The organism is Hypericibacter adhaerens, from assembly GCF_008728835.1.
Lineage (GTDB): Bacteria > Pseudomonadota > Alphaproteobacteria > Dongiales > Dongiaceae > Hypericibacter > Hypericibacter adhaerens.
The window spans coordinates 3,511,128-3,529,694 of the sequence record NZ_CP042582.1; the positions used below are offsets into that span (position 1 = coordinate 3,511,128).

General features: G+C 67.3%; 18 protein-coding genes. 6 read left to right on the forward strand and 12 right to left on the reverse strand.

All coding sequences use genetic code 11. From position 1 onward, the window contains the following. The first annotated feature begins 31 nt into the window (after nucleotides 1-31). Together purF and FRZ61_RS15480 are read left to right on the forward strand one after the other, a co-directional pair. Complete coding sequence (purF, locus tag FRZ61_RS15475; protein ID WP_151118587.1) at nucleotides 32-1,519, forward strand: amidophosphoribosyltransferase; 1,488 nt, start codon at nucleotides 32-34, stop codon at nucleotides 1,517-1,519. 143 nt (nucleotides 1,520-1,662) lie between these two features. After that, on the forward strand, nucleotides 1,663-2,394 hold the full coding sequence (locus FRZ61_RS15480) for an SDR family NAD(P)-dependent oxidoreductase (RefSeq protein ID WP_151118588.1): 732 nt from the start codon (nucleotides 1,663-1,665) through the stop codon (nucleotides 2,392-2,394). A gap of 136 nt (nucleotides 2,395-2,530) precedes the next feature. On the opposite strand, the gene FRZ61_RS15485 is transcribed toward FRZ61_RS15480, so the two are convergent. Together FRZ61_RS15485 and FRZ61_RS15490 are read right to left on the reverse strand one after the other, a co-directional pair. Then, a complete protein-coding gene (locus FRZ61_RS15485) occupies nucleotides 2,531-2,905 on the reverse strand; it encodes a hypothetical protein (protein WP_151118589.1) in 375 nt (124 codons plus the stop codon). Next, on the reverse strand, nucleotides 2,902-3,801 hold the full coding sequence (locus tag FRZ61_RS15490) for a TauD/TfdA dioxygenase family protein (RefSeq protein ID WP_151118590.1): 900 nt from the start codon (nucleotides 3,799-3,801) through the stop codon (nucleotides 2,902-2,904). The genes FRZ61_RS15485 and FRZ61_RS15490 overlap by 4 nt, the downstream gene beginning before the upstream one ends. 127 nt (nucleotides 3,802-3,928) lie before the next feature. Here FRZ61_RS15490 and FRZ61_RS15495 point away from each other — a divergent pair, with 127 nt between their 5' ends. After that, nucleotides 3,929-4,252 (forward strand): DUF1330 domain-containing protein, encoded by a 324-nt coding sequence (locus FRZ61_RS15495; RefSeq protein WP_151118591.1) that lies wholly within the window; start codon nucleotides 3,929-3,931, stop codon nucleotides 4,250-4,252. 41 nt (nucleotides 4,253-4,293) lie between these two features. Here the strand turns inward: FRZ61_RS15495 and FRZ61_RS15500 are convergent, their stop codons facing one another. The 9 genes from FRZ61_RS15500 to FRZ61_RS15540 all read right to left on the reverse strand — a co-directional run bounded on the left by FRZ61_RS15500 (nucleotide 4,294) and on the right by FRZ61_RS15540 (nucleotide 15,378). Continuing rightward, a complete protein-coding gene (locus FRZ61_RS15500) occupies nucleotides 4,294-4,935 on the reverse strand; it encodes a TetR family transcriptional regulator C-terminal domain-containing protein (protein ID WP_191909042.1) in 642 nt (213 codons plus the stop codon). Between the two features lie 197 nt (nucleotides 4,936-5,132). Next, nucleotides 5,133-6,323, reverse strand: a complete 1,191-nt coding sequence (locus FRZ61_RS15505) for an aminomethyltransferase family protein (RefSeq protein WP_151118593.1) — start codon at nucleotides 6,321-6,323, stop codon at nucleotides 5,133-5,135. Then, complete coding sequence (locus FRZ61_RS15510; RefSeq protein ID WP_151118594.1) at nucleotides 6,320-7,921, reverse strand: phytoene desaturase family protein; 1,602 nt, start codon at nucleotides 7,919-7,921, stop codon at nucleotides 6,320-6,322. Before FRZ61_RS15510 ends, FRZ61_RS15505 begins: the two co-directional genes overlap by 4 nt. Then, nucleotides 7,918-9,576, reverse strand: coding sequence for a phytoene desaturase family protein (locus FRZ61_RS15515; RefSeq protein ID WP_151118595.1), 1,659 nt, complete (start codon nucleotides 9,574-9,576; stop codon nucleotides 7,918-7,920). Before FRZ61_RS15515 ends, FRZ61_RS15510 begins: the two co-directional genes overlap by 4 nt. A 231-nt stretch (nucleotides 9,577-9,807) precedes the next feature. Beyond that, on the reverse strand, nucleotides 9,808-10,599 hold the full coding sequence (locus FRZ61_RS15520; RefSeq protein ID WP_151118596.1) for a hypothetical protein: 792 nt from the start codon (nucleotides 10,597-10,599) through the stop codon (nucleotides 9,808-9,810). A 474-nt stretch (nucleotides 10,600-11,073) separates the two neighbouring features. Further along, nucleotides 11,074-11,691 carry a DUF6445 family protein gene (locus tag FRZ61_RS15525; RefSeq protein ID WP_151118597.1) on the reverse strand — a complete coding sequence of 206 codons (618 nt, stop codon included), beginning with the start codon at nucleotides 11,689-11,691 and terminating at the stop codon, nucleotides 11,074-11,076. 158 nt (nucleotides 11,692-11,849) lie between these two features. Next, nucleotides 11,850-13,292 (reverse strand): ribosome biogenesis GTPase Der, encoded by a 1,443-nt coding sequence (gene der, locus FRZ61_RS15530; RefSeq protein ID WP_151120842.1) that lies wholly within the window; start codon nucleotides 13,290-13,292, stop codon nucleotides 11,850-11,852. Between the two features lie 67 nt (nucleotides 13,293-13,359). Continuing rightward, entirely contained in the window at nucleotides 13,360-14,721 is a 1,362-nt protein-coding gene (locus FRZ61_RS15535; RefSeq protein WP_191909043.1) for a PQQ-like beta-propeller repeat protein, read from the reverse strand. Nucleotides 14,722-14,730: 9 nt separating this feature from the next. Then, nucleotides 14,731-15,378 carry a tetratricopeptide repeat protein gene (locus tag FRZ61_RS15540; protein ID WP_191909044.1) on the reverse strand — a complete coding sequence of 216 codons (648 nt, stop codon included), beginning with the start codon at nucleotides 15,376-15,378 and terminating at the stop codon, nucleotides 14,731-14,733. Nucleotides 15,379-15,702: 324 nt separating this feature from the next. On the opposite strand from FRZ61_RS15540, the gene FRZ61_RS15545 reads away from it, so the two are divergent. The 3 genes from FRZ61_RS15545 (at nucleotide 15,703) to FRZ61_RS15555 (ending at nucleotide 17,272) form a co-directional block, all read left to right on the forward strand. Beyond that, nucleotides 15,703-16,035, forward strand: coding sequence for a hypothetical protein (locus tag FRZ61_RS15545; protein WP_151118600.1), 333 nt, complete (start codon nucleotides 15,703-15,705; stop codon nucleotides 16,033-16,035). Nucleotides 16,036-16,206: 171 nt separating this feature from the next. Beyond that, complete coding sequence (locus tag FRZ61_RS15550; protein ID WP_191909045.1) at nucleotides 16,207-16,554, forward strand: DUF2794 domain-containing protein; 348 nt, start codon at nucleotides 16,207-16,209, stop codon at nucleotides 16,552-16,554. Between the two features lie 259 nt (nucleotides 16,555-16,813). Beyond that, nucleotides 16,814-17,272 carry a GcrA family cell cycle regulator gene (locus FRZ61_RS15555; protein WP_151118602.1) on the forward strand — a complete coding sequence of 153 codons (459 nt, stop codon included), beginning with the start codon at nucleotides 16,814-16,816 and terminating at the stop codon, nucleotides 17,270-17,272. A 116-nt stretch (nucleotides 17,273-17,388) separates the two neighbouring features. On the opposite strand, the gene FRZ61_RS15560 is transcribed toward FRZ61_RS15555, so the two are convergent. Continuing rightward, nucleotides 17,389-18,507, reverse strand: a complete 1,119-nt coding sequence (locus tag FRZ61_RS15560) for an ABC transporter ATP-binding protein (protein ID WP_151118603.1) — start codon at nucleotides 18,505-18,507, stop codon at nucleotides 17,389-17,391. Nucleotides 18,508-18,567 lie beyond the last annotated feature (60 nt).

Sequence of the window (18,567 nt, forward strand, 5' to 3'; positions counted from 1 at the left end):
CTGGCCCGATGGGCCCGAGGGCCGGTCGGGAATGGCCAGCGTCAAGCAAGGACCTCGTGAATTGACCCAGCTCTCCACCCATCCCTGGGACGACGATCATCTCAAGGAGGAGTGTGGCGTCTTCGGGATCTACGGGATCGACGAGGCGGCCGCGCATACGGTTCTGGGGCTCCACGCCCTGCAGCATCGCGGCCAGGAAGCCGCCGGCATCGTCGCCTTCGACGGCCATCGCTTCAACGCGCATCGCGAGCTGGGTCATGTCGCCGACCACTTCTCCTCCGGCAAGGTGGTCGAGCGCCTCAAAGGCTATGCCTCGATCGGCCATGTCCGGTATTCGACCACCGGCGAGACCATCCTCCGCAATGTGCAGCCGCTCTTCGCCGACCTCGAGGTCGGCGGTTTTGCTTTGGCGCATAACGGCAACCTCACCAATGCCTATGCGCTGCGCCGCGATCTCGTCCGGCGCGGCTCCCTCTTCCAGTCCACCACCGACACCGAGGTCATCACCCATCTGATGGCGGCCGCCGGCCGCGGCGACGTGGTGGAGCGGCTGACCGAGGCGCTGCTGCAGATCGAGGGCGCCTATTCGCTGGTGGCCCTGGCCGAGGACATGGTGATCGGCGTGCGCGACCCGCTCGGCGTGCGCCCGCTCCTGATGGGCAAGCTCGGCAGCGCGACCATCCTGGCGTCGGAGACCTGCGCGCTCGACATCATCGGCGCCACCTACGTGCGCGACCTCGATCCCGGCGAGATCGTCGTCATCGACCATAGCGGCGTCCGGAGCATCAAGCCCTTCCCCAAGCGCCAGCACCGCTTCTGCATCTTCGAATATATCTACTTCGCGCGGCCCGACAGCTCGCTCGAGGGCTACAGCGTCTACGAGGCGAGGAAGCGCATCGGCGCCGAGCTCGCTCGCGAGAACGGCGTGCCGGCCGACGTGATCGTGCCGGTGCCGGATTCGGGCGTGCCGGCGGCGCTGGGCTACGCGCAGGAGGCGGGCATCCCCTTCGAGCTCGGCATCATCCGCAACCATTATGTCGGCCGCACCTTCATCGAGCCGACCGACCATATCCGCCATCTGGGCGTGCGCCTGAAGCACAACGCCAACCGCGCCAAGGTCGACGGCAAGCGCGTGGTGCTGGTCGATGACAGCATCGTGCGCGGCACGACCTCGAAGAAGATCGTCGAGATGGTGCGCGCGGCCGGTGCCAAGGAGGTGCATATGCGCATCTCGAGCCCGCCCACGACCCATTCCTGCTTCTACGGCATCGACACGCCCGAGCGCAGCAAGCTCCTCGCCGCCCAGCACAACGTGGCCGAGATGGCGAAGATCATCGGCGTCGACAGCCTCGCCTTCATCTCGATCGACGGGCTCTACCGCGCCATGGGCCAGCCCCGTCGCGATCCCGACAAGCCGCAATATTGCGACGCCTGCTTCACCGGCGAATATCCCACCACCCTCACCGACCAGACCGACAACAGCCCGCGCCAGCTCTCGCTCCTGACCGAGAACGCGTGAGGGTTGAGGTCTCCTGTCCCCTCCCCCCTTGAGGGGGAGGGTCAGGGAGGGGGCCGCTCGGTATCGACATCGCGCAGCCCCCTTCCTAACCTTCCCCCGGGACGGGGGAAGGGACAAAAGAAACCAAAGAGTCCCCCGCCCTCATGACCTCCCCCACCTCCCGCCGTCTCGAAGGCCGCATCGCCGTCATCACCGGCGCCTCGCGCGGCATCGGCGCGGCGACCGCGAAGCGCTTCGCGGCCGAGGGTGCCCATCTCGTCCTGGTGGCGCGGACGGTGGGCGGGCTCGAGGAGATCGACGACGAGGTGAAGAAGCTGGGCGGCAGCGCCACGCTCTGCCCCTTCGACCTCACCGACTATGCCGCGATCGACCGGCTGGGGGCCGCGATCTTCGAGCGCTGGAAGAAGCTCGACATCCTGGTCGCCAATGCCGGCCTGCTCGGCACGCTGACGCCGCTGGCCCATATCCGGCCCCAGGAATGGGACCAGGTGCTGGCGGTCAATCTCACCGCGAACTGGCGCCTTATCCGCAGCCTCGATCCGCTGCTGCGCGCCTCGCCCTCGGGCCGCGCGATCTTCGTGACCTCGGGCGCCGCCCAGGGCATGCGCGCCTATTGGGGCACCTACGCGGTCTCGAAGGCCGCGCTCGAGATGCTCGCCACCACCTACGCCGCCGAGACGCAAAAGACCAACCTGCGCGTCAACCTGATCGATCCCGGCCGCATCCGCACCGGCATGCGCGCCGCCGCCTATCCCGGCGAAGACCCCAAGACCCTGCCGCCGCCCGAGCATGTCACCGACCTGATGGTCGAGCTCGCCTCGCCCGACTGCACGAAGCATGGCGAGCGGATCACGGTGCCGGGGATGGCGAAGTAATCGGACGCATCGCGTCTGCCTTCCCCTCCCCCTACCCCCTCCCGCAAGGGGAGGTGGCGAGGTGTTTGTTGATCAAGCCCCCCTCCTCTTGCGGGAGGGGGTAGGGGGAGGGGTAATCACTCGCTGTCAGCCGACCTCACTCCGGCCCGTGCCCTTCCGACACTTGCCATGGCTCCGCGGGGCTGTTGCGGTGGGCTTGGAAGCCGACCGGCAGGTCCGTGAGCGACTGGAGCGTCGGGTCGAGCTTGAGCGCCTCTTCCTTGGAGAGGGCGACGGGACGGTCGCCGAGGCTGTCGGAGGCGCCGTAGAAGGTCCAGCCATAGGGGAAGGGCTGATGCACGACCCAGAGAATGGGCTCGCGGCCCAGCGCGATGTCGGCGCTGGTGACCACGGCGGGGGCGAGATCGCTGTCCCAGCGGTCGGATGCGTTCTCCCCGGACATGGTGCAGCCGCCAAGGCCCGACAGCAACGCGAGGCCGAGCGCCAGCGCGACGAAGCGCGCGGCCCTCATGCGGCACCCGCGGCGCGTTCGTCCGCCACGCCCATCGGCCGCTCGCCCGCCACCGTGGTGCGGTGCATGAGCCGCCGCTGGCCGTCATAGTCGTTGACGGCGTAATGCATCGCGCAGCGATTGTCCCAGATCGCGAGATCGCCGCTGCGCCAGCGCAGGCGGCAGGTGAATTCCGGCTGGACCGCATGGGCGAAGAGGAACCGCAGGATCGGCCGGCTCTCAGCCTCGGTCATGCCCTCGATCCGCGCGGTGTAGATCGAATTGACGAAGAGTGCGCGCCGGCCCGTCACCGGATGGACGCGCACGATCGGATGCAGGATCTCGCGGTCAGCCTCGGGCCGGTTGCGCTCGATGCCGATCGAGCGCGAGACCTTGAGATCGGGCCCGACGCCATTGACGCCGTAAGGCTTGCCGGTATGGATCGCCTTCAAGGGATCGAGCATCCGCTTCATGCCCTCCGAGAGCGCCTCATAGGCCAGATACATATTGGCGAAGAGCGTGTCCCCGCCATGGCTCGGCACCTCGCGCGCATAGAGGAGCGAGCCCATGGGCGGCTCCTCGAGGAAGCTGAAATCCGAATGCCAGGCATTGCCGAAGGTGCTGATCTTGGCCTCATCGGCCTCCTTCAGCACGGCGATGATGTCGGAATGCTCCTCCATATGCTTGATATAGGGCGAGCGGCTGGTGGGCCCGAAGCGCTTGGTCAGCGCCACATGCTGCTCGGGCGTCAGCCTCTGGTCGTGGATATGGAGGACCAGATGCTCGAAGAAGGCGCGGCTGAGCTCGGCGAAGCCGGCTTCGTCGAGGGACGCCAGATCGACGCCGTCGATGTCGGCGCCGAGCGCGCCGGCCATCGGGCGGAGCCGGAACTGCCGATAGGGCTGATGTTCTGTCATGGCCCCGAGTATAGTCCCGCCGGGAGGAGGCGAGGAAGCGAAGGCCCCTCGCAGCGACGAAGCGACTCACCTCTTCCGCCCTCGACGCCCTACATTTCCTTCATCTTCCCGGAGGCGTGAGAAAATCATGGCCGCCTATGTGATCTCCGAAATCGAGCCGCAGAACCAAGCGCTGTTCGACCGTTACCGCGCACTGGCCCCCGCCGCCGTCGCCAAATATCAGGGCCGCTATCTCGTCCGCGGCGGCACGAGCGAGCTGATCGAAGGCGGGCCGCCCCCGAAGATGCTGGTCGTCATCGAGTTCCCCTCGGTGGCGCTCGCCAAGGCCTGGTTCGATTCCACGGACTATGCCGAGGCCCGCCGCATCGCCAAGGACGCGCTGCGCCGGCGCCTGATCGTCGTCGAGGGCGTCCCGCCCGGCTATACGGGCTTGCCGGCGGGCCCGACCTAGCGGCACCGGAATGGGGAGGGCTCGGGACGACCCGATCCGGTTCAAGCCGGCACGGACCTCGGGAACCACTGCTCGAGAAGGCCCAGGCAGGTTTTGACGGCCCGTTGCCGGTTCGCGCTCTTGGGATCCAGCATGAACTGGAGCCAGAGCCCGTCGATCGCCGCCGTAAGCGAGGTTCCCATGACCGCGGCACCCGCCACGGCGATGTCATGCCCCTTGGCCAGTTCCCGCAGCGTCCGTTCCAGCTCGCGGCTGTAGCGGCGCTCGACCCGCAGCACCAGCGCGCGGTAGCGGTCGCGCAAATTGGCGTCCGACCAGAAGGCGAACCAGACGGCGAGCTTGCGGTGGGTGAAGATGCGCGGGTCGAAATAGGCCTCGATCATGCTCTTGAGGCGCACGGCCGGCGGCGCGCCCTTCACCTTGGCCGTGGCCTCGCGCCACACGCCGTCATACTCGGTCGAGATGAAGCGGAAGGTCTCGTCGAAGAGGATGTCCTTCGACTTGAAGTGGAAGTTCATCAGGCCCACCGAGAGGCGCGCCTCCTTCGCCACGCGGGCGACCGTGGTGCCGGCATAGCCGTGCCTGGCGATGACGGTGATGGTCGCCTCGATCAGCTCGCGCCGGCGGCGGTCGCGGATGGAGTCGTTGGGGCGGGCGGGCTTGCGGATGGATTTCCTGGGCACGATCTCGTCCTGACTACCCCGAAGAATGCAGGCCACGCCTCAGGCGGTCCTTTCGTCCCCCTTTTCTGTCATCGCCGGGCCTGACCCGGCGATCCAGGGCCGCCCCTGGATGCCCGGATCAAGTCCGGGCATGACAGGAAGAAAAAGGGAGCGACAGGGAAAGCAAGGAGTCGCGCGCAGCGACCCGCGCCGGCGCCTTACCCCATCGCCTTCTTGCGCGGCGGGTCGAAGAACATGCGGTTCCGCGCCCAGCAGCGCACCATCGAGCGCTCGATCTTCTGTTCCTTGCCGTACCAGATCTCGATCCACATCTCGGTGCCGGGCTTGGCATAAGCCGGCGGCACCTTGGCGAAGGCGAGGTTCTTCTTCAGGTGCGGCGACCACATGGCCGAGGTGGTGAGGCCGAGCTCCACCTTGCCGGGCTTGTCGGCATAGAGGAAGGCGCCGGGCGCGGGCTTGCGGCCCTCGATCTCGATCCCGATCAGGATATGGCGCGAGAGCCCCTTCTCCTTCTCGGCCGTGAGCGCGCGCTTGCCGACGAAGTAGCCGTCCTTCTTGAGCCCCACGCACCAGCCGATCCCGGCCTCGAAGGGCGAGACCGCGGCGGTCGGGCGGACCGCATGCTTGGCGCCGATATAATCGACATCGACCAGGATGAAGCCCGCCTCGATCCGCACCATGTCGAGGGCGAGGCTGCCCATCGGCGCGATCTTGAAGGGATCGCCCTGGCGGAACAGCGTCTCCCACAGCCAGAGCGCGTCCTGCGGCTTGACCCAGATCTCGTAGCCCAGATCGCCGGTGAATCCGGCCCGGTCGATGCGCAGCCACTTGCCGTCGAGGCTCGTCTCCATGATGCCGAAATGCGGCAGCGTCTCGATGCCCGCGACGCCGATCGCCTGCAGGATCGCCCGCGAATTGGGCCCCTGGAGCGAGAGCCCCGCCAGGGTCTCCGACACCTCCTCGATGCGGACATCGAATCCGTAAGAGGCGTCGTCCAGCCAATGGAGCTGATGCAGGGCGGCGTTGAGCAGGAACTCGTTCTCGCCCAGCCGGAAGATCGTCCCCTCCTCCAGCATCTTGCCGTCATCGTCGCACCAGGCGGTATAGGCGGCGGTCATCGGCTTGATCTTGGCGAGGTCGCGCGTCACCAGGAAATTGGCGAAATGCGCCGCGTCCTTGCCGGTGATCGAATATTTGATCAGCGGCGAGACGTCATAGACCGAGGCGCCGTGGCGCGTGGCGAAATATTCCGACTGCTCGCTGTCATAGAAGGCCGGCGAGTAATAGCCCTGCCAGCGGATCCAGCCATTGCCATGCATGAGCGGATCCATCGCCGCATGGAACGGCGTCTTCTTCAGGAAGGGCTTGAGATACTGGACGTGGGTCACGCGGCGACCCTCCCGCCTTTGCGCGCCTTCAGATCCTTGAGGATCTCGCGCGCGGCGTTGGCGCCGGCCGCCCCCGACACATTGCCGCCGGGATGGACGCCGGCGCCGCAGAGCCAGAGGCCCGGCACCGGCATGCGATAGCGCTGGAAGCTCGCCGCCGGCCGCAGGAAGAAGACCTGGTCGAGCGTCACCTCGCCCTGGTGCCACTGCCCGCCTGACAGGCCGAACTGGGTTTCAAGATCGTGCGGCGTCAGGGTCTCGGCCGCGCGCACGAGGCCCCGGGTGCCGGGCGCCATCTCCTCGAGGAGGGCCAGGCCGCGCTCGAACACCTGGGCGCGCGCCTGATCGGGCGGCGTGTTGCGCAGGCGGTAGGGCGCATATTGGAAGAGCATCGAGAGCACATGCTTGCCGGCCGGCGCCAGACCCGGATCGGCCAGCGTCGGGATCACGATCTCGAGCGCCGGCTTCTCGGCGACGCGGCCATATTTGGCGTCATCGAAAGCGTGCTCGACATGGTCGATGGAGGGCGCCACCACGACGCGGCCGCCCGAGGCCTTGAGCGCCTCCGGCAGGCCGTCCATCGCCAGATGGATCTTGGCGACGCAGCCGTTCATCCGCAGGTGCCGGATGCGCTTGGAGAACTCGATATCCAGATTGCCCGGCGGCACCAGATGGAGCAGCGTGCGCTGCGGGTCGGCTGAGGAAGCGACGATCGGCGCGCGGATCTCCTCGCCCGATTTGAGCACCACGCCGGTCGCGATCTCCTTCTCGATCAGCAGGTGCTCGACCGGTGCGCCAGTACGCAGCGTGACGCCGGCCACCGTTGCGGCCTTGACCAGCGCCTCGACGACCGAACCCATGCCGCCCGCCGGCAGGTAGAAGCCGCCGAGCCCGTTCTTGCCGAAGGAGGACAGGCGATAGAGCAGGTTGAAGACGGTGTTGGGCGAGCGCGGCCCCAGATAGACGCCGAGCGTGGCCTCGAGCGACAGGAGACCCTTGATCGCGTCGCTCTCGAAGAAGTCGTTGGCGAGATCGGCGACATTGATGGTGAGGATGCGGCTGAGCTCCAGCATGTCCTTCTTGCCCAGCATCCTGAGCTTGAGCGCGAACATGCCGAGCGCGAGCTTGGTCTGGAAATCGTTCGAGCCCGGTGCCGGCGACGGCGGCGTCTTCAGCAGGAAATCGCCCAGCGCCGAGGAGAGCCGCACGAGACGCGCCATCACCGGCGCCCAGGCCTCGCCATCGGCGTGGCTGACCTTGCCAATCGAGGCAGCGGTGGCCGCCACGTCGCCCGAGATGTCGATCCGTCCGCCACCCGGCAGCAGGGCCGTGGTGCCAGCGGCATGCTGCCGGGGCTTCAGCCCATGACCCTCGAGCCCCAGCTCGCGGATCACGCGCGGATGGAGGGCATGGAGGAGATGCGCCACCGCCGAGGTCTTGAAGCCCGGCGCGAACTCGCGCGTCACCGCCGCGCCGCCGGGACGCTCGTTGGCCTCGACCACCAGGGTGCGAAGGCCGGCCTTACCGAGATAGGCGGCCGTCACCAGCCCGTTATGGCCGGCGCCGATCACGATGGCGTCATATTGGTTGGCGCTCATCGGGCGACCCCATGCTTGAAATCCTTGAGCATCTCGCGCGCGGCATTGGCGCCGGGAGCACCCATGACGCCGCCGCCCGGATGCGTGCCCGAGCCGCACATATAGAATCCGTCGAACGGCCCGCGATACTGGCCGAGCCCCGGGAAGGGCCGGTTGAACAGCATCTGGTCGAGGGTGAGCTCGCCCTGGAAGATGTTGCCTTCGGTCAGTCCCACCTCGTTCTCGATGTCCCAGGGCGTGCGGGTCTGGCAATGCAGCACCAGCTTGCGGAAGCCCGGCGCATTCTCCTCGATGGTGTCGAGCACGTCCTTCTCGAACGCCGCCTTCATCTCGGGCGTCCAAGGGCTCTCGGCCAGCTTGTAGGGAACGTACTGGACGAAGACCGACATGAAATGCTTGCCGGGCGGAGCCATGGTCGGATCGACCGAGGTCGGGATCACGATGTCGAGGAAGGGCCGCTTCGACCAGGAACCGTATTTGTAGTCGTCGAAGGCATGCTCGATATAGTCGAAGTCGCCGCCGATATCGACCGTGCCCCAGCCCGCCTCCTGCGGCAGGCCTGCGAATTTCGGCATGCCGTCGAGCGCGATGTTGAGCTTGCCCGAGGAGCCGCGGATCTTGAAGTTCTTCGCGTAGCGATGGATGTCGGGATCGATCGCGTCGAGGTCCGACTTCTCGATCAGCTTCAGATAGGTGCGCTTCGGGTCGAGGTTGGAGACCACCGTCTTGGCATAGATCTCCTCGCCCGACTTGAGCGCCACGCCGACGCATTTGCCGTTCCTGACGATGAGTTTCGCCACCTCGGCATTGGTGCGGATCTCCACGCCGGCCTCGGTCGCGGCGGACGCGATCGCCTTGGAGACCGAGCCCATGCCGCCGCGCGCGAAGCCCCAGGCGCCGATCTGTCCGTCGACCTCGCCCATATAATGATGCAGCAGCACATAGGCCGTGCCCGGCGAATAAGGTCCTAGCGCCGTGCCGATGATCGAGGAGGCGGCCGAGAAGCCCTTCCAGCGCGGATGCTCGAAATACTCGTCGAGGAAATCGCCGATCGACATGGTCCAGAAGCGGATGATCTCGTACATCTGCTTCTCGCCCATGCGGCCGAACTCGGCGGCGATCTTGAGCAGCCCGTCGAGATCCTCGCGCTTGCCCCAGGGATTGATGCGGTTCTGGGCGAAGGGGTTGATCTGGGTCGGATCGGGCGGCGTCACCATCAGCAGCGGCTTGATGAAGCGGCATTGCCGGCTGATCTCGGCCGCGTAGTGGTCGTAGGCCTCGGCATCCTTGATCGAATGCCGGCGCAGACTCTCGCGCGTGCGGTCATGGTCGCGATAGGTGACGATGCCCTCCCCGTTCGGGTTGGGCTGGCCGTTGGTCTCGTACGGGATCACCTCGAGCCCGTGGCGCGGCAGATCGAGGAAGCGGAAGATCTCGGGGCGCAGCAGGCTGCAGACATAGGAGCAGGTCGAGTAGGTGAAGCCGGGATAGATCTCCTCGGACATCGCCGCCCCGCCGACCTTGTGGTAGCGCTCCAGCACCAGCACCTTGAGCTTGTTTTTGCCCTCCTTCTCGCCGCCCTTCGCGAGATAGGCGGCACAGGTCAGCCCGTTATGGCCGCCGCCGACCACGATGGCATCGTAGGTGGCTGTCATCGATCTTCCGCCGTCTTGAAATTTTGAATGAGCATTCAATAGCGCGGGAAGCGCCGAGGCGTCAAGGCGGGGGATTGGGAATGAGATTCAAGGAACTATATTGTCCCCTCCCCCGCATTGCGGGGGAGGGGACGGGAGGGGCTGCGTGCTGTCGGAAGCCGAGCAGCCCCCTTCCTAACCTTCCCCCGTTCCGGGGGAAGGGACAGGCTGATTCCTCTTCTTCTCTGCCCTTTAAAACCCGAACGCGAGATTGAGCGTCCCCACATGCCGCTCCATGCCGTCGGCAGCGGCGGCGGCGTTCTCGAAATGGTAGTTCGCCGTCAGGACGAGTCCCCTGATCCGGTCGCCGCCGATGTCCCAATCGGCCTCGAGATCCATCCGGTGCAGCGCATCGTCATGCTGTTCGAGCGCGTCCTGGTTCAGCGAGAAACTGGTGCGCTCGTCATAGGCGTAGGAGAGCCCGAGGCGGAGCGTGGAGGTCAGGGCCCAGTGGGTGGCGATGCGCGGGCCTTGGGAGCGGCTCGAGAACTGCCCGAGCTCGGCATCGTTCTGGGCGAAGCGGTAGCCCAGCTCCATCGTGCAATGCGCCGGCAGATCGAAGGACAAGGCCGCCTCCGCCGCGGCGCCGTCGGCGCGATGAACGGCGTCGTTCTCCTCGGCCTGGCGCGTCAGGCTGGAGGAGAGCCTGGCGCTCACGCCCGGGATCAGACGCTGCGAGGCCCAGGCGGTCAGGCCATAGGTCATGCGCTGAAGCTGCGCCTCGGCCGACCCCAGCATGAAGTTCGGCTGCAGCGCCAGCGTGAGATCGCCCTCGTGATAGGAGAAAGTGGCGCCGCTCCAGGCGCTGCCGGTGCCGATTGTCAGGTCGTCGACGGTGCGCGAGCGGCTGCCGATCGCCTCGAGCGTCACCGAAAGGTTGGGATCGAGATCGAATCGTTGCCGTCCGGCAAGGCCGACCGTCAACCCGGCCGCGGCCGCCCCGTCGATGGCGGCGAAGCTGACCGGGATGCTGCCCAGATTCATCGAAGTCGCGCCGTCCTTGGTCGGATCGGCGTCGTCGAGCGTCTCGCGCGCGAAATCGACGAAGAAGCGGACGGGTCCCGGGGGCGCAGTGGTGGGGGTTTCGGCGTTCGCGGCGGAAATCCCGCAGCCGAGGAGGAGCGATAGTCCGATGAGGGTCGACCTTGCCAGCCTCCGCCACGAACGGCGTCGTGTCTGCGGAGAGGGCCTGAACTGTCTCAGCCGCGTTCCCCTATACCGCGGCAGACGATCCGGCCGCGGGCAGGGTAAGGCTGCGCCGATATGGTTAGCGAGAGGTTAATCGGGGGCGGATGTCACAGATACCGACAATATGAGACGGGTCACCGCTTCTTCCGTTCGCGAGCGGCAAGGCCTTGATATCCGGCGATGACACCGCCGCTCTCGATGTTCTGTAAAACGCGGCCATTTATGAATTTTCGGCGGCAGGCTGGACCGGTCGCGACGCCGCCGCGAGCCTCACGCCGCACGCGCGGTCCGCAGGAAGAAGAGCTGCACCAGCCGCCCGTCCGCGAGGGAACTGCCGAACCCCTCCCCGGCGCTGTGCCACAGCCACGGGCGGAACAGCACGAGGCGGTTGAAGCGCATCGGCACCGTCTGCAGCAGATCCCATTTCGTCATGTCGTTCGAGTCCTCGCCGAGGATCCGGTCGAGCGCTTCGCCCGCCGTTCCACCGCCGCAACGCGCGAGCTCCTCGTCGGTCGTGGGGGCCTTGTCGGTGCCGGTCGGGCGATGGCGGAAGAAGGAGGTCCCGCCCTGGCATTGCGACGGCTCGTTCAGATAGAGCACGCCCGACCATTCGACGCCCGCATCCACATGGACGCGATAGCGGCCCTGGTCGCCCGGAAGCGTCAGCCGCAGCGCGCCATGGGCGCGGTCGGTAGCACCGGCCAGGCGCTCGCCGGTGGCCCAGGAGAACATCCGGTCGCTGCCTTCGGCCAGAAGCTTGCTCGTGGAATTCCGGCCGGCATAGTTCGCGGGGCCCGTCGGCAGCGGATAGTCGAGCCGCAGCGCCGCCTGCCGCATATCCGCAGGATCGGTATAGACATCGTCCAGGACGATGAGCGATTTGCGCATCGAGGAACCTGGTGCAAGGGGCCGTTGGACCGGAGGTTCGAGGATGCCTGTTCTCCCCTGCCCCGAAGCCTAAGGCCGGCCGCGCCAGGTGGTCAATCGAGGAGACGAAGGGTCATAAGCGGGTAGGAAGAAAGGCCTCGTTCGTCAGGAATCCTGTCTCACTCCTCGGCGTAAGGATTCTTGATCTTGCGCAGCGTGGTGCGGATCGGCACACCGGGAAGGTCGAAGCGCTCGCGCAGGCCGTTGGTGAGGTAGCGCATATAGTCGTCCGGCAGCTTCTCGGGCCGGTTCATGAAGAAGGCGAAGGTCGGCGGCCGCGTCTTGATCTGGGTCATATAGCGCGGCTTGAGGCGCCGGCCGCCCACGAGCGGGGCCGGATGACTGTCCACCATCGCGCGCAGCCAGCGATTGAGCGCGGCCGTCGGCAGGCGCCGGTTCCACTGCTTGTGAAGCGCGAAGGCGGCGTCGATCAGCCGGTCGAGATTCTGCCCGGTGAGGCCGGAAACCGGCACCACCGCGATGCCCTTGGCCTGGGTCAGCGATTTCTCGATGCGGTCATGGAGCTTCTTGAGCGCCTTGGGCTTGTCCTCGATGCGGTCCCATTTGTTGGCCGCGATCAGCAGCGCCCGCCCCTCCTCCAGCACCAGGCTCGCCACGGTCAGGTCCTGCTTCTCGAGCATGACCTCCGCGTCGAGCACCAGGATCACCACCTCGGCGAAGCGGATGGTGTTGAGCGTATCGGCGACCGAGAGGCGCTCGACCTTGTCGGTCACCTTGGCCTGGCGGCGCATGCCGGCCGTGTCCACCAGCCGCACGCGCCGGCCGCGATGCTCCCAGTCGATCGCGATCGAATCCCGCGTGATGCCGGCCTCGGGCCCCACCAGCAGCCGCTCCTCGCCAATCAGCCGGTTCACCAGCGTCGATTTGCCGACATTGGGCCGCCCCACGATCGCGAGCTGGAGCGGCCGTTCCTCGACCGCCTTGTCATGGGCCGCCGCCGCGGCCTCGTCGAACGCGTCCGTGTCCTCGAACTCGGGCTCCTCGCCCGGCGCCGCGAACGCCGCCCCGTCGTCGTCCGCTTCCTCGGGCTCGCCCCGCTTCGCCTTGTCGCCCAGCTTGTCGCGGATCGCATCCAGGAGCAGATCGAGCCCCTGCCCATGTTCGGCCGAGACCGGGATTGGCTCGCCCAGCCCCAGCCGGTGCGCCTCGCCGAGGCCCGCGAAGGAAGCCTTGGATTCCGACTTGTTGGCGACCAGCACGATCGGGCGATGCTGCTTGCGCAGCCAGCGCAGGAAATGCTGGTCCATCGAGGTGACGCCTTCGCGCGCATCGATGAGGAAGAGGACGAGATCCGCCTCTTCGACGGCGCGCTCGGTCTGCTCGCGCATCCGGGCTTCGAGCGTGTCGCCCTTGGCCTCCTCGAATCCCGCCGTGTCGGTGACGCGGAAGCGAAACGGCCCGATCCGCCCCTCGCCGTAGCGCCGGTCGCGCGTGACGCCGGGCTGATCGTCGACCAGCGCCTGGCGCTTGCCGATCAGGCGGTTGAACAGGGTGGATTTGCCGACATTGGGTCGGCCGACGATCGCGAGCGTGAGCCCCATCGTCTCGCCGTCACGGCGCATCGGATCGGCCCTCTCTCGTCACGCGAAGCCGCCCGGGAAAGCCCCCTCAGCGCAGCGCGACCAGCTCCGCGTTGTCGGTCACCAGCAACAGCGTGTTGTTGACGATGATCGGTGCCAGATGGGAGCGGCCGGGCAGCGTGATCTTGCCCAGGAACTCGCCGGTATAGGGCGAGATCGAATAGGCCGTACCGTCCGAGCCGGTCACGATCAGCCGGTCGCCGGCCAGCACCGGCCCCGACCAGTAGATCGGATGCCGCTTCTCCTGCATGTCCTCGAAGGTCGGCAGCGTCTGCACCCAGCGGATGCGGCCCTCGGCGCGGGTCAGGCACAGCAGATCGCCTTCGCGCGTCAGCAGGTAGAGATAATCGCCGGCCGCCCAGGGGCTCTGGCTGCCGCCGAAATTGTTGGTCCAGAGCCGGCGCCCGTTGGCGAGGTCGATCGCCGCCGTGACGCCGCTGTGGCTGACCGCCACCACCAGGTCGCGATCGATGATGGGGCGGCCACGGATGTCGGCCAGCTGCGACAGCGATTCCGAGCGCTGGCCGCCGGCGAGGCTCTCGGTCCAGAGCACGCGCCCGGTCTCGGCGCGGATGGCCAGCACCTCGCCCGTGCTGAAGGGCACGATCACGTTGGGGCCGGCGACGGCGGGGGCGGCACCGCCGAGCAGGGCCGCGGCCGGCGGCACGCCGACATGGCTCCACAGCCGGCGGCCGTCATCGGCCGCGAGCGCGATCAGCTGATTGTCCACCGTGACGACGAAGACGCGCCCGTCGCTGTAGGTCGGCGGCGCGCGCAAGGGGGCGCGCAGATCGACGTCCCAGGCGACCTGGCCGTTGCTGGCGTCGACCGCATAGACATGCTCGTAGCCGGTGGTGACGTAGAGCCGCGTCCCGTCGCTGGTGAGCCCGCCGCCGAAGAGACCGTCATCCTCGTCCTCGGGCGTGAGATCGGTACGCCAGACCTGGCCGCCATTGGCGAGGTCGAAGGCGGCGACCGTGGCGCCGGCATCCATGGTGAAGACGCGGCCGCCGAACGAGATGGGTTCGGCCAGGATGGCGCGATCGTCGTCCGCCGACTGGCCGATCTTCGCGGTCCAGGCCGTCTTGATGTTGTCGCTCAGCGCCAGGTGATACATGGCGTGGGTCGAATAGCCGCCCGGCTGCGGCCAGTCCGGATTGGTCTCGGGCTTGGGCAGGACGACCTGCTTCTCGGCGAGCGAGGGATCGATCACCAGCGCGCTCGACAGCTTCAGGACCGAGATGCGCTGTCCCGGCAGCGGCGGCTTTTCGGGGTCGCCGAAGAAGTAGTCGCAGCCCGAGAGCAGCGTCAGCACCGCAACGAGCGCGAAAGCGAGGCTTGCCGCGCGGGCTGCCCGCGGCGGGAACCGGAAATCCGCAGTGATTGCCATCATGTGGGATCAGCCCTTGAGGGCGGCGGCCATTTCGGCGGCCCGCGCGCGAAGACTGGAGGGCGCCGCCTGATCGTCGGCGAGCTGAGTGAAGAGGTCGGTGGCGCGCTTCTGGTCGCCGCTCTTGAGCGCGAGGATCGCGGTCAGCTCGGTCGCGGTGAAGCGCCAGGGACTCTCGGGCGCCATCAGCGGCGCCAACGAATCGGTCAGAGCCGCGGGATCGCCGCTGTCGACCAGGCGCATCACCTTCAGCAGCTTGGCCAGGTCGCGCAACGCCGGCGGCGCGGCGCTGTCGGAAGCGAGCGTGTCATAGATCTTGGCGGCGCCGTCGAGATCGCCGGCCTTGGCCTTGACCGCCGCCTGCTCGAGCCGCGCCAGCGCGCCATAGCCGCCGCCGGCATCGGCGATGTTGGCGAGCGCCGCATCCGCCTTGGCGAGATCGCCCGTGCTCGGATCGGTCTCGGCGATCGCCGCGCCATACTGCTCGGCCAGCGTCGACTGGCGGTGCTGCTGGTAGCGGTGCCAGGCGACCGAGCCGGCGGTGCCGAGGACGATCAGCACGGCGACGGCAATCACCGCCCGGCCATAACGCTGCCAGAGCTGCTCGAGCCGCTCGCGTCGAAGGTCCTCTTCGACTTCCTTGAAGATATCCGCCACGCCCTTGCCTCCCGGCCCCCGCGCCGTTGCCGTTTCTGGAAATCCCCGGATTGGGCCCGAAGGACCGGCGGTGCCGTATCCGCACCGCCCTCGCGATCATCAAAGCCCCGCGCCCCCGCCTCGGGCCGGGGCCAAGCCGGGCGTAACATAACCTTGTGTGTTCACCTTGGCAAACCCCGGAATTTCAATAGCTTCCGCGACATCATGCCCGGCAGCACGGCGGGTCGCGGCACCGCCGCTAACCCGATCTTCACCAGCTTTGGCGAGGATAGGGCCTGGGCACCCAGGAGAGGTGGCCCCGGCTTGAACCGCCAGGACGGCCTTATGCTCAAGACCATCGTGCTCTACCTGATCCTCGGCGCGTCGCTGGCCCTGCAGGGCTGCGCGGGAGTCGCGGTCGCGGGCGTCACGGCCGGCACCATCGCGGTCGACCAGAAGCTGCCGCCCGACTATATCGCGGGCTGGATCATGGATCAGGACTGCTCCTCCTTCAAATTGGAGAGCACCGGGAAATATTGCCGGACGCCCGAGGAGATCGCGGACGAGGAAGCCGCGGCCCATCCGCCGGCGCCGGTTTATTACTGCTACAAGACGCTAGGCGTGGTCGATTGCACCGCCAAGCCGATGGCCGGCGAAGAAGCGCGGCTGATGCAGTAGCGCCTTGATCGGCAGCGCTTCCGAGCGCCGCCCCTCCCTCCGATTTTGATGACAATGGCGAGACGGTCGGGACTGGACCGGCTGCGGGTTTTGGCCGACACTGTCGGCACCCGATCGAATCCGGGAGCCGGTGCCGACCTTGCAAAGCGGGAGCCATTTGTCAGTCGTCGCATGTCGAGCCTGATCCGTCTTGCCGAGTATCGGCGCCAGCATCGCGTCGTGTTTTTCAGCCGACGCGAATTGAACCAGCTTCTCTCCCTCTACAGCCGGCGCGTGATGCGGGGCGAATGGCGCGACTATGCGATCGACCATCGCCCCGGCATGGCGATGTTCTCGGTGTTCCGCTCGAGCCGGGAGCGCCCGCTCTTCAGCATCGCCAAGCGCGTCAGCCTGACGGGCCCGGCCAGCGAGCGGGAAGCGGAGTTCCTGCTGCTCAATGGCCGCCACCGCCTGGGCCGGGCCAGCCTGCTCGAGGACATCATCGAGCAGCTGGAGTCGGGCCTGCGCGTGGTCGGCTGATTCCGGACCCCCTACCCTTCGCGGTCAGGCGCGGGATGGAGACTCGGGGCGCGCCGCGCCGCCCGAGTCGCGCCCTCTTTAAATTTGAAAAGCCCGATCAATATATTAGGCACGAGCCCGAGGGTTGGTCGTGCTTATCCCCAGTTTGATTCGCGGAGTCGCCGAATCGATCTTGCAATACCCGATATGGTGGGATGAAACTCGATAACCACAATATCTCGGGTTCTACCCCATATTTGGGACAAGATCGGAGGCCACCATGGAGTGGACGGAGGAACGGATTGAAGCGCTGCGGTCGCTCTGGATGCAGGGCCTGACCGCGAGCCAGATCGCCGAGCGGCTCGGTGGTGTCAGCCGCAACGCCGTGATCGGCAAGGCCCATCGTCTCGGCCTGTCGGCCCGCCCCTCGCCCATCAAGCGCGAGCCCGGCGCCAAGCCGGTACCGATCCCGCGCCCGGCCCGCGTGGCCCCGCCCCAGCATCATCATGCGGAGCCCGCGCCGATGCCGGCGGCACCGCCGCCCCCGCAGCAGCAGCCGATCAGCGCGAAAGCGCCGGGAGCGGCACCGGCCGGCGGCAGCAAGGGCTGCATGTGGCCGATCGGCGACCCGAAGCAGGCGGGCTTCCATTTCTGCGGCGCGCCCTCGGAACCGGGCCGCCCCTACTGCACCCAGCATTGCGCCGCTGCCTACCACAAGCGCCAGGTCGACGCGGCGTAAGGATTGTGCTCCTGCCCTCCCCTGCAAGGCGGGGGAGGGTTTTCTCTTGCTGTCATCCCCGCTTTCGCGGGTATGACGAAGAGGCGCGGACGTAAGGCCGCGACCTTTGCATTCCCCTACTTCACCGCCCCCGGATCCGCCGAGGGGAGCTTCGCGCCCGTGTCGGTGAGGACGCGCAGCGCGTCGCGCGGGAGGTGGGCCTGGACGGAATCGCCCGGGTTGAAGGGGATCTCCTCGCCGCCGTTCTGCATCAGCACCTGGATCACGTTGCCGGTGGCGAGCTTGACGATGAGCTGCACCGCGTTGCCGAGATAGACCGAGCGCTCGACCTGGCCCGGCACGCGGTTCTCGCCCGAGACGTTCGTCTTCTCGAGCTTCACGCGTTCCGGCCGGATCGTGATCTTGGTCTGGCCCGAGACCGAGGTATCCCCGCGGGCGCAGCAGAGATCGAAGCTGCCGGCTCTGACCTGGCAGTGGCCCTGCGCGTCGAGCCCTCGCGCCTGCGCATCCATGAGGTTGGAGACGCCGAGGAAGTCAGCCACGAACACGGTCGCCGGCTCCTCATAGACCTGCCTGGGTGGCGCCACCTGCTCGACGCGGCCGTTGGACATGACCGCGATCCGGTCGCTCATGGTGAGCGCCTCCTCCTGGTCATGCGTCACATAGATGAAGGTGATGCCCACCTGCTGCTGCAGCGCCTTGAGCTCGATCTGGAGCTGCTTGCGGAGCTTGGCATCCAAGGCACCCAGCGGCTCGTCCAGCAGCAGCACGGCCGGCTTCAGCACGAGCGCGCGGGCCAGCGCCACGCGCTGCTGCTGGCCGCCCGACATCTGCGCCGGCCGGCGTCTTTCGAACTTCGTGAGCTGCACCAGGTCGAGCGCCTCGCGCACCCGCCGCGTGACCTCGCCGCGCTCCACCCGCTGGCGCCTGAGGCCGAAGGCGACGTTGTCGAACACGTTGAGATGGGGAAAGAGCGCGTAGTTCTGGAACACGGTGTTGACATGACGGCGGTGGGGCGGCGTCTGCGTCATATCCTCGCCGTCGAGAACGATCTGGCCCTCGGTCGGCTGCTCGAAGCCGGCGATCATGCGCAGGGTCGTCGTCTTGCCGCAGCCCGACGGCCCCAGCATCGAGAAGAACTCGCCCGCCGGCATGTGGAGGTTGATGCCATCCACCGCGATGAACGCGCCGAACCGCTTGATCAGTTGGACCAGTTGTACTTCGCCGCCGGCCACGCCCCGCGCTCCTGTCCTTTGGATTTCAGATCGAGAAAGGGTTTCCCGCCGCCCGGCCCG

Coding starts and splice junctions, on each gene's coding strand:
- FRZ61_RS15480 (WP_151118588.1), top strand. CDS start 1,663: ATGACCTCCCCCACCTCCCGCCGTCTCGAAGGCCGCATCGCCGTCATC.
- FRZ61_RS15555 (WP_151118602.1), top strand. CDS start 16,814: ATGGAGTGGACGGAGGAACGGATTGAAGCGCTGCGGTCGCTCTGGATG.
- purF (WP_151118587.1), top strand. CDS start 32: ATGGCCAGCGTCAAGCAAGGACCTCGTGAATTGACCCAGCTCTCCACC.
- FRZ61_RS15550 (WP_191909045.1), top strand. CDS start 16,207: ATGTCGAGCCTGATCCGTCTTGCCGAGTATCGGCGCCAGCATCGCGTC.
- FRZ61_RS15520 (WP_151118596.1), bottom strand. CDS start 10,599: ATGAATCTGGGCAGCATCCCGGTCAGCTTCGCCGCCATCGACGGGGCG.
- FRZ61_RS15485 (WP_151118589.1), bottom strand. CDS start 2,905: ATGAGGGCCGCGCGCTTCGTCGCGCTGGCGCTCGGCCTCGCGTTGCTG.
- FRZ61_RS15525 (WP_151118597.1), bottom strand. CDS start 11,691: ATGCGCAAATCGCTCATCGTCCTGGACGATGTCTATACCGATCCTGCG.
- FRZ61_RS15545 (WP_151118600.1), top strand. CDS start 15,703: ATGCTCAAGACCATCGTGCTCTACCTGATCCTCGGCGCGTCGCTGGCC.
- FRZ61_RS15535 (WP_191909043.1), bottom strand. CDS start 14,721: ATGGCAATCACTGCGGATTTCCGGTTCCCGCCGCGGGCAGCCCGCGCG.
- FRZ61_RS15495 (WP_151118591.1), top strand. CDS start 3,929: ATGGCCGCCTATGTGATCTCCGAAATCGAGCCGCAGAACCAAGCGCTG.
- FRZ61_RS15515 (WP_151118595.1), bottom strand. CDS start 9,576: ATGACAGCCACCTACGATGCCATCGTGGTCGGCGGCGGCCATAACGGG.
- FRZ61_RS15510 (WP_151118594.1), bottom strand. CDS start 7,921: ATGAGCGCCAACCAATATGACGCCATCGTGATCGGCGCCGGCCATAAC.
- der (WP_151120842.1), bottom strand. CDS start 13,292: ATGGGGCTCACGCTCGCGATCGTCGGCCGACCCAATGTCGGCAAATCC.
- FRZ61_RS15490 (WP_151118590.1), bottom strand. CDS start 3,801: ATGACAGAACATCAGCCCTATCGGCAGTTCCGGCTCCGCCCGATGGCC.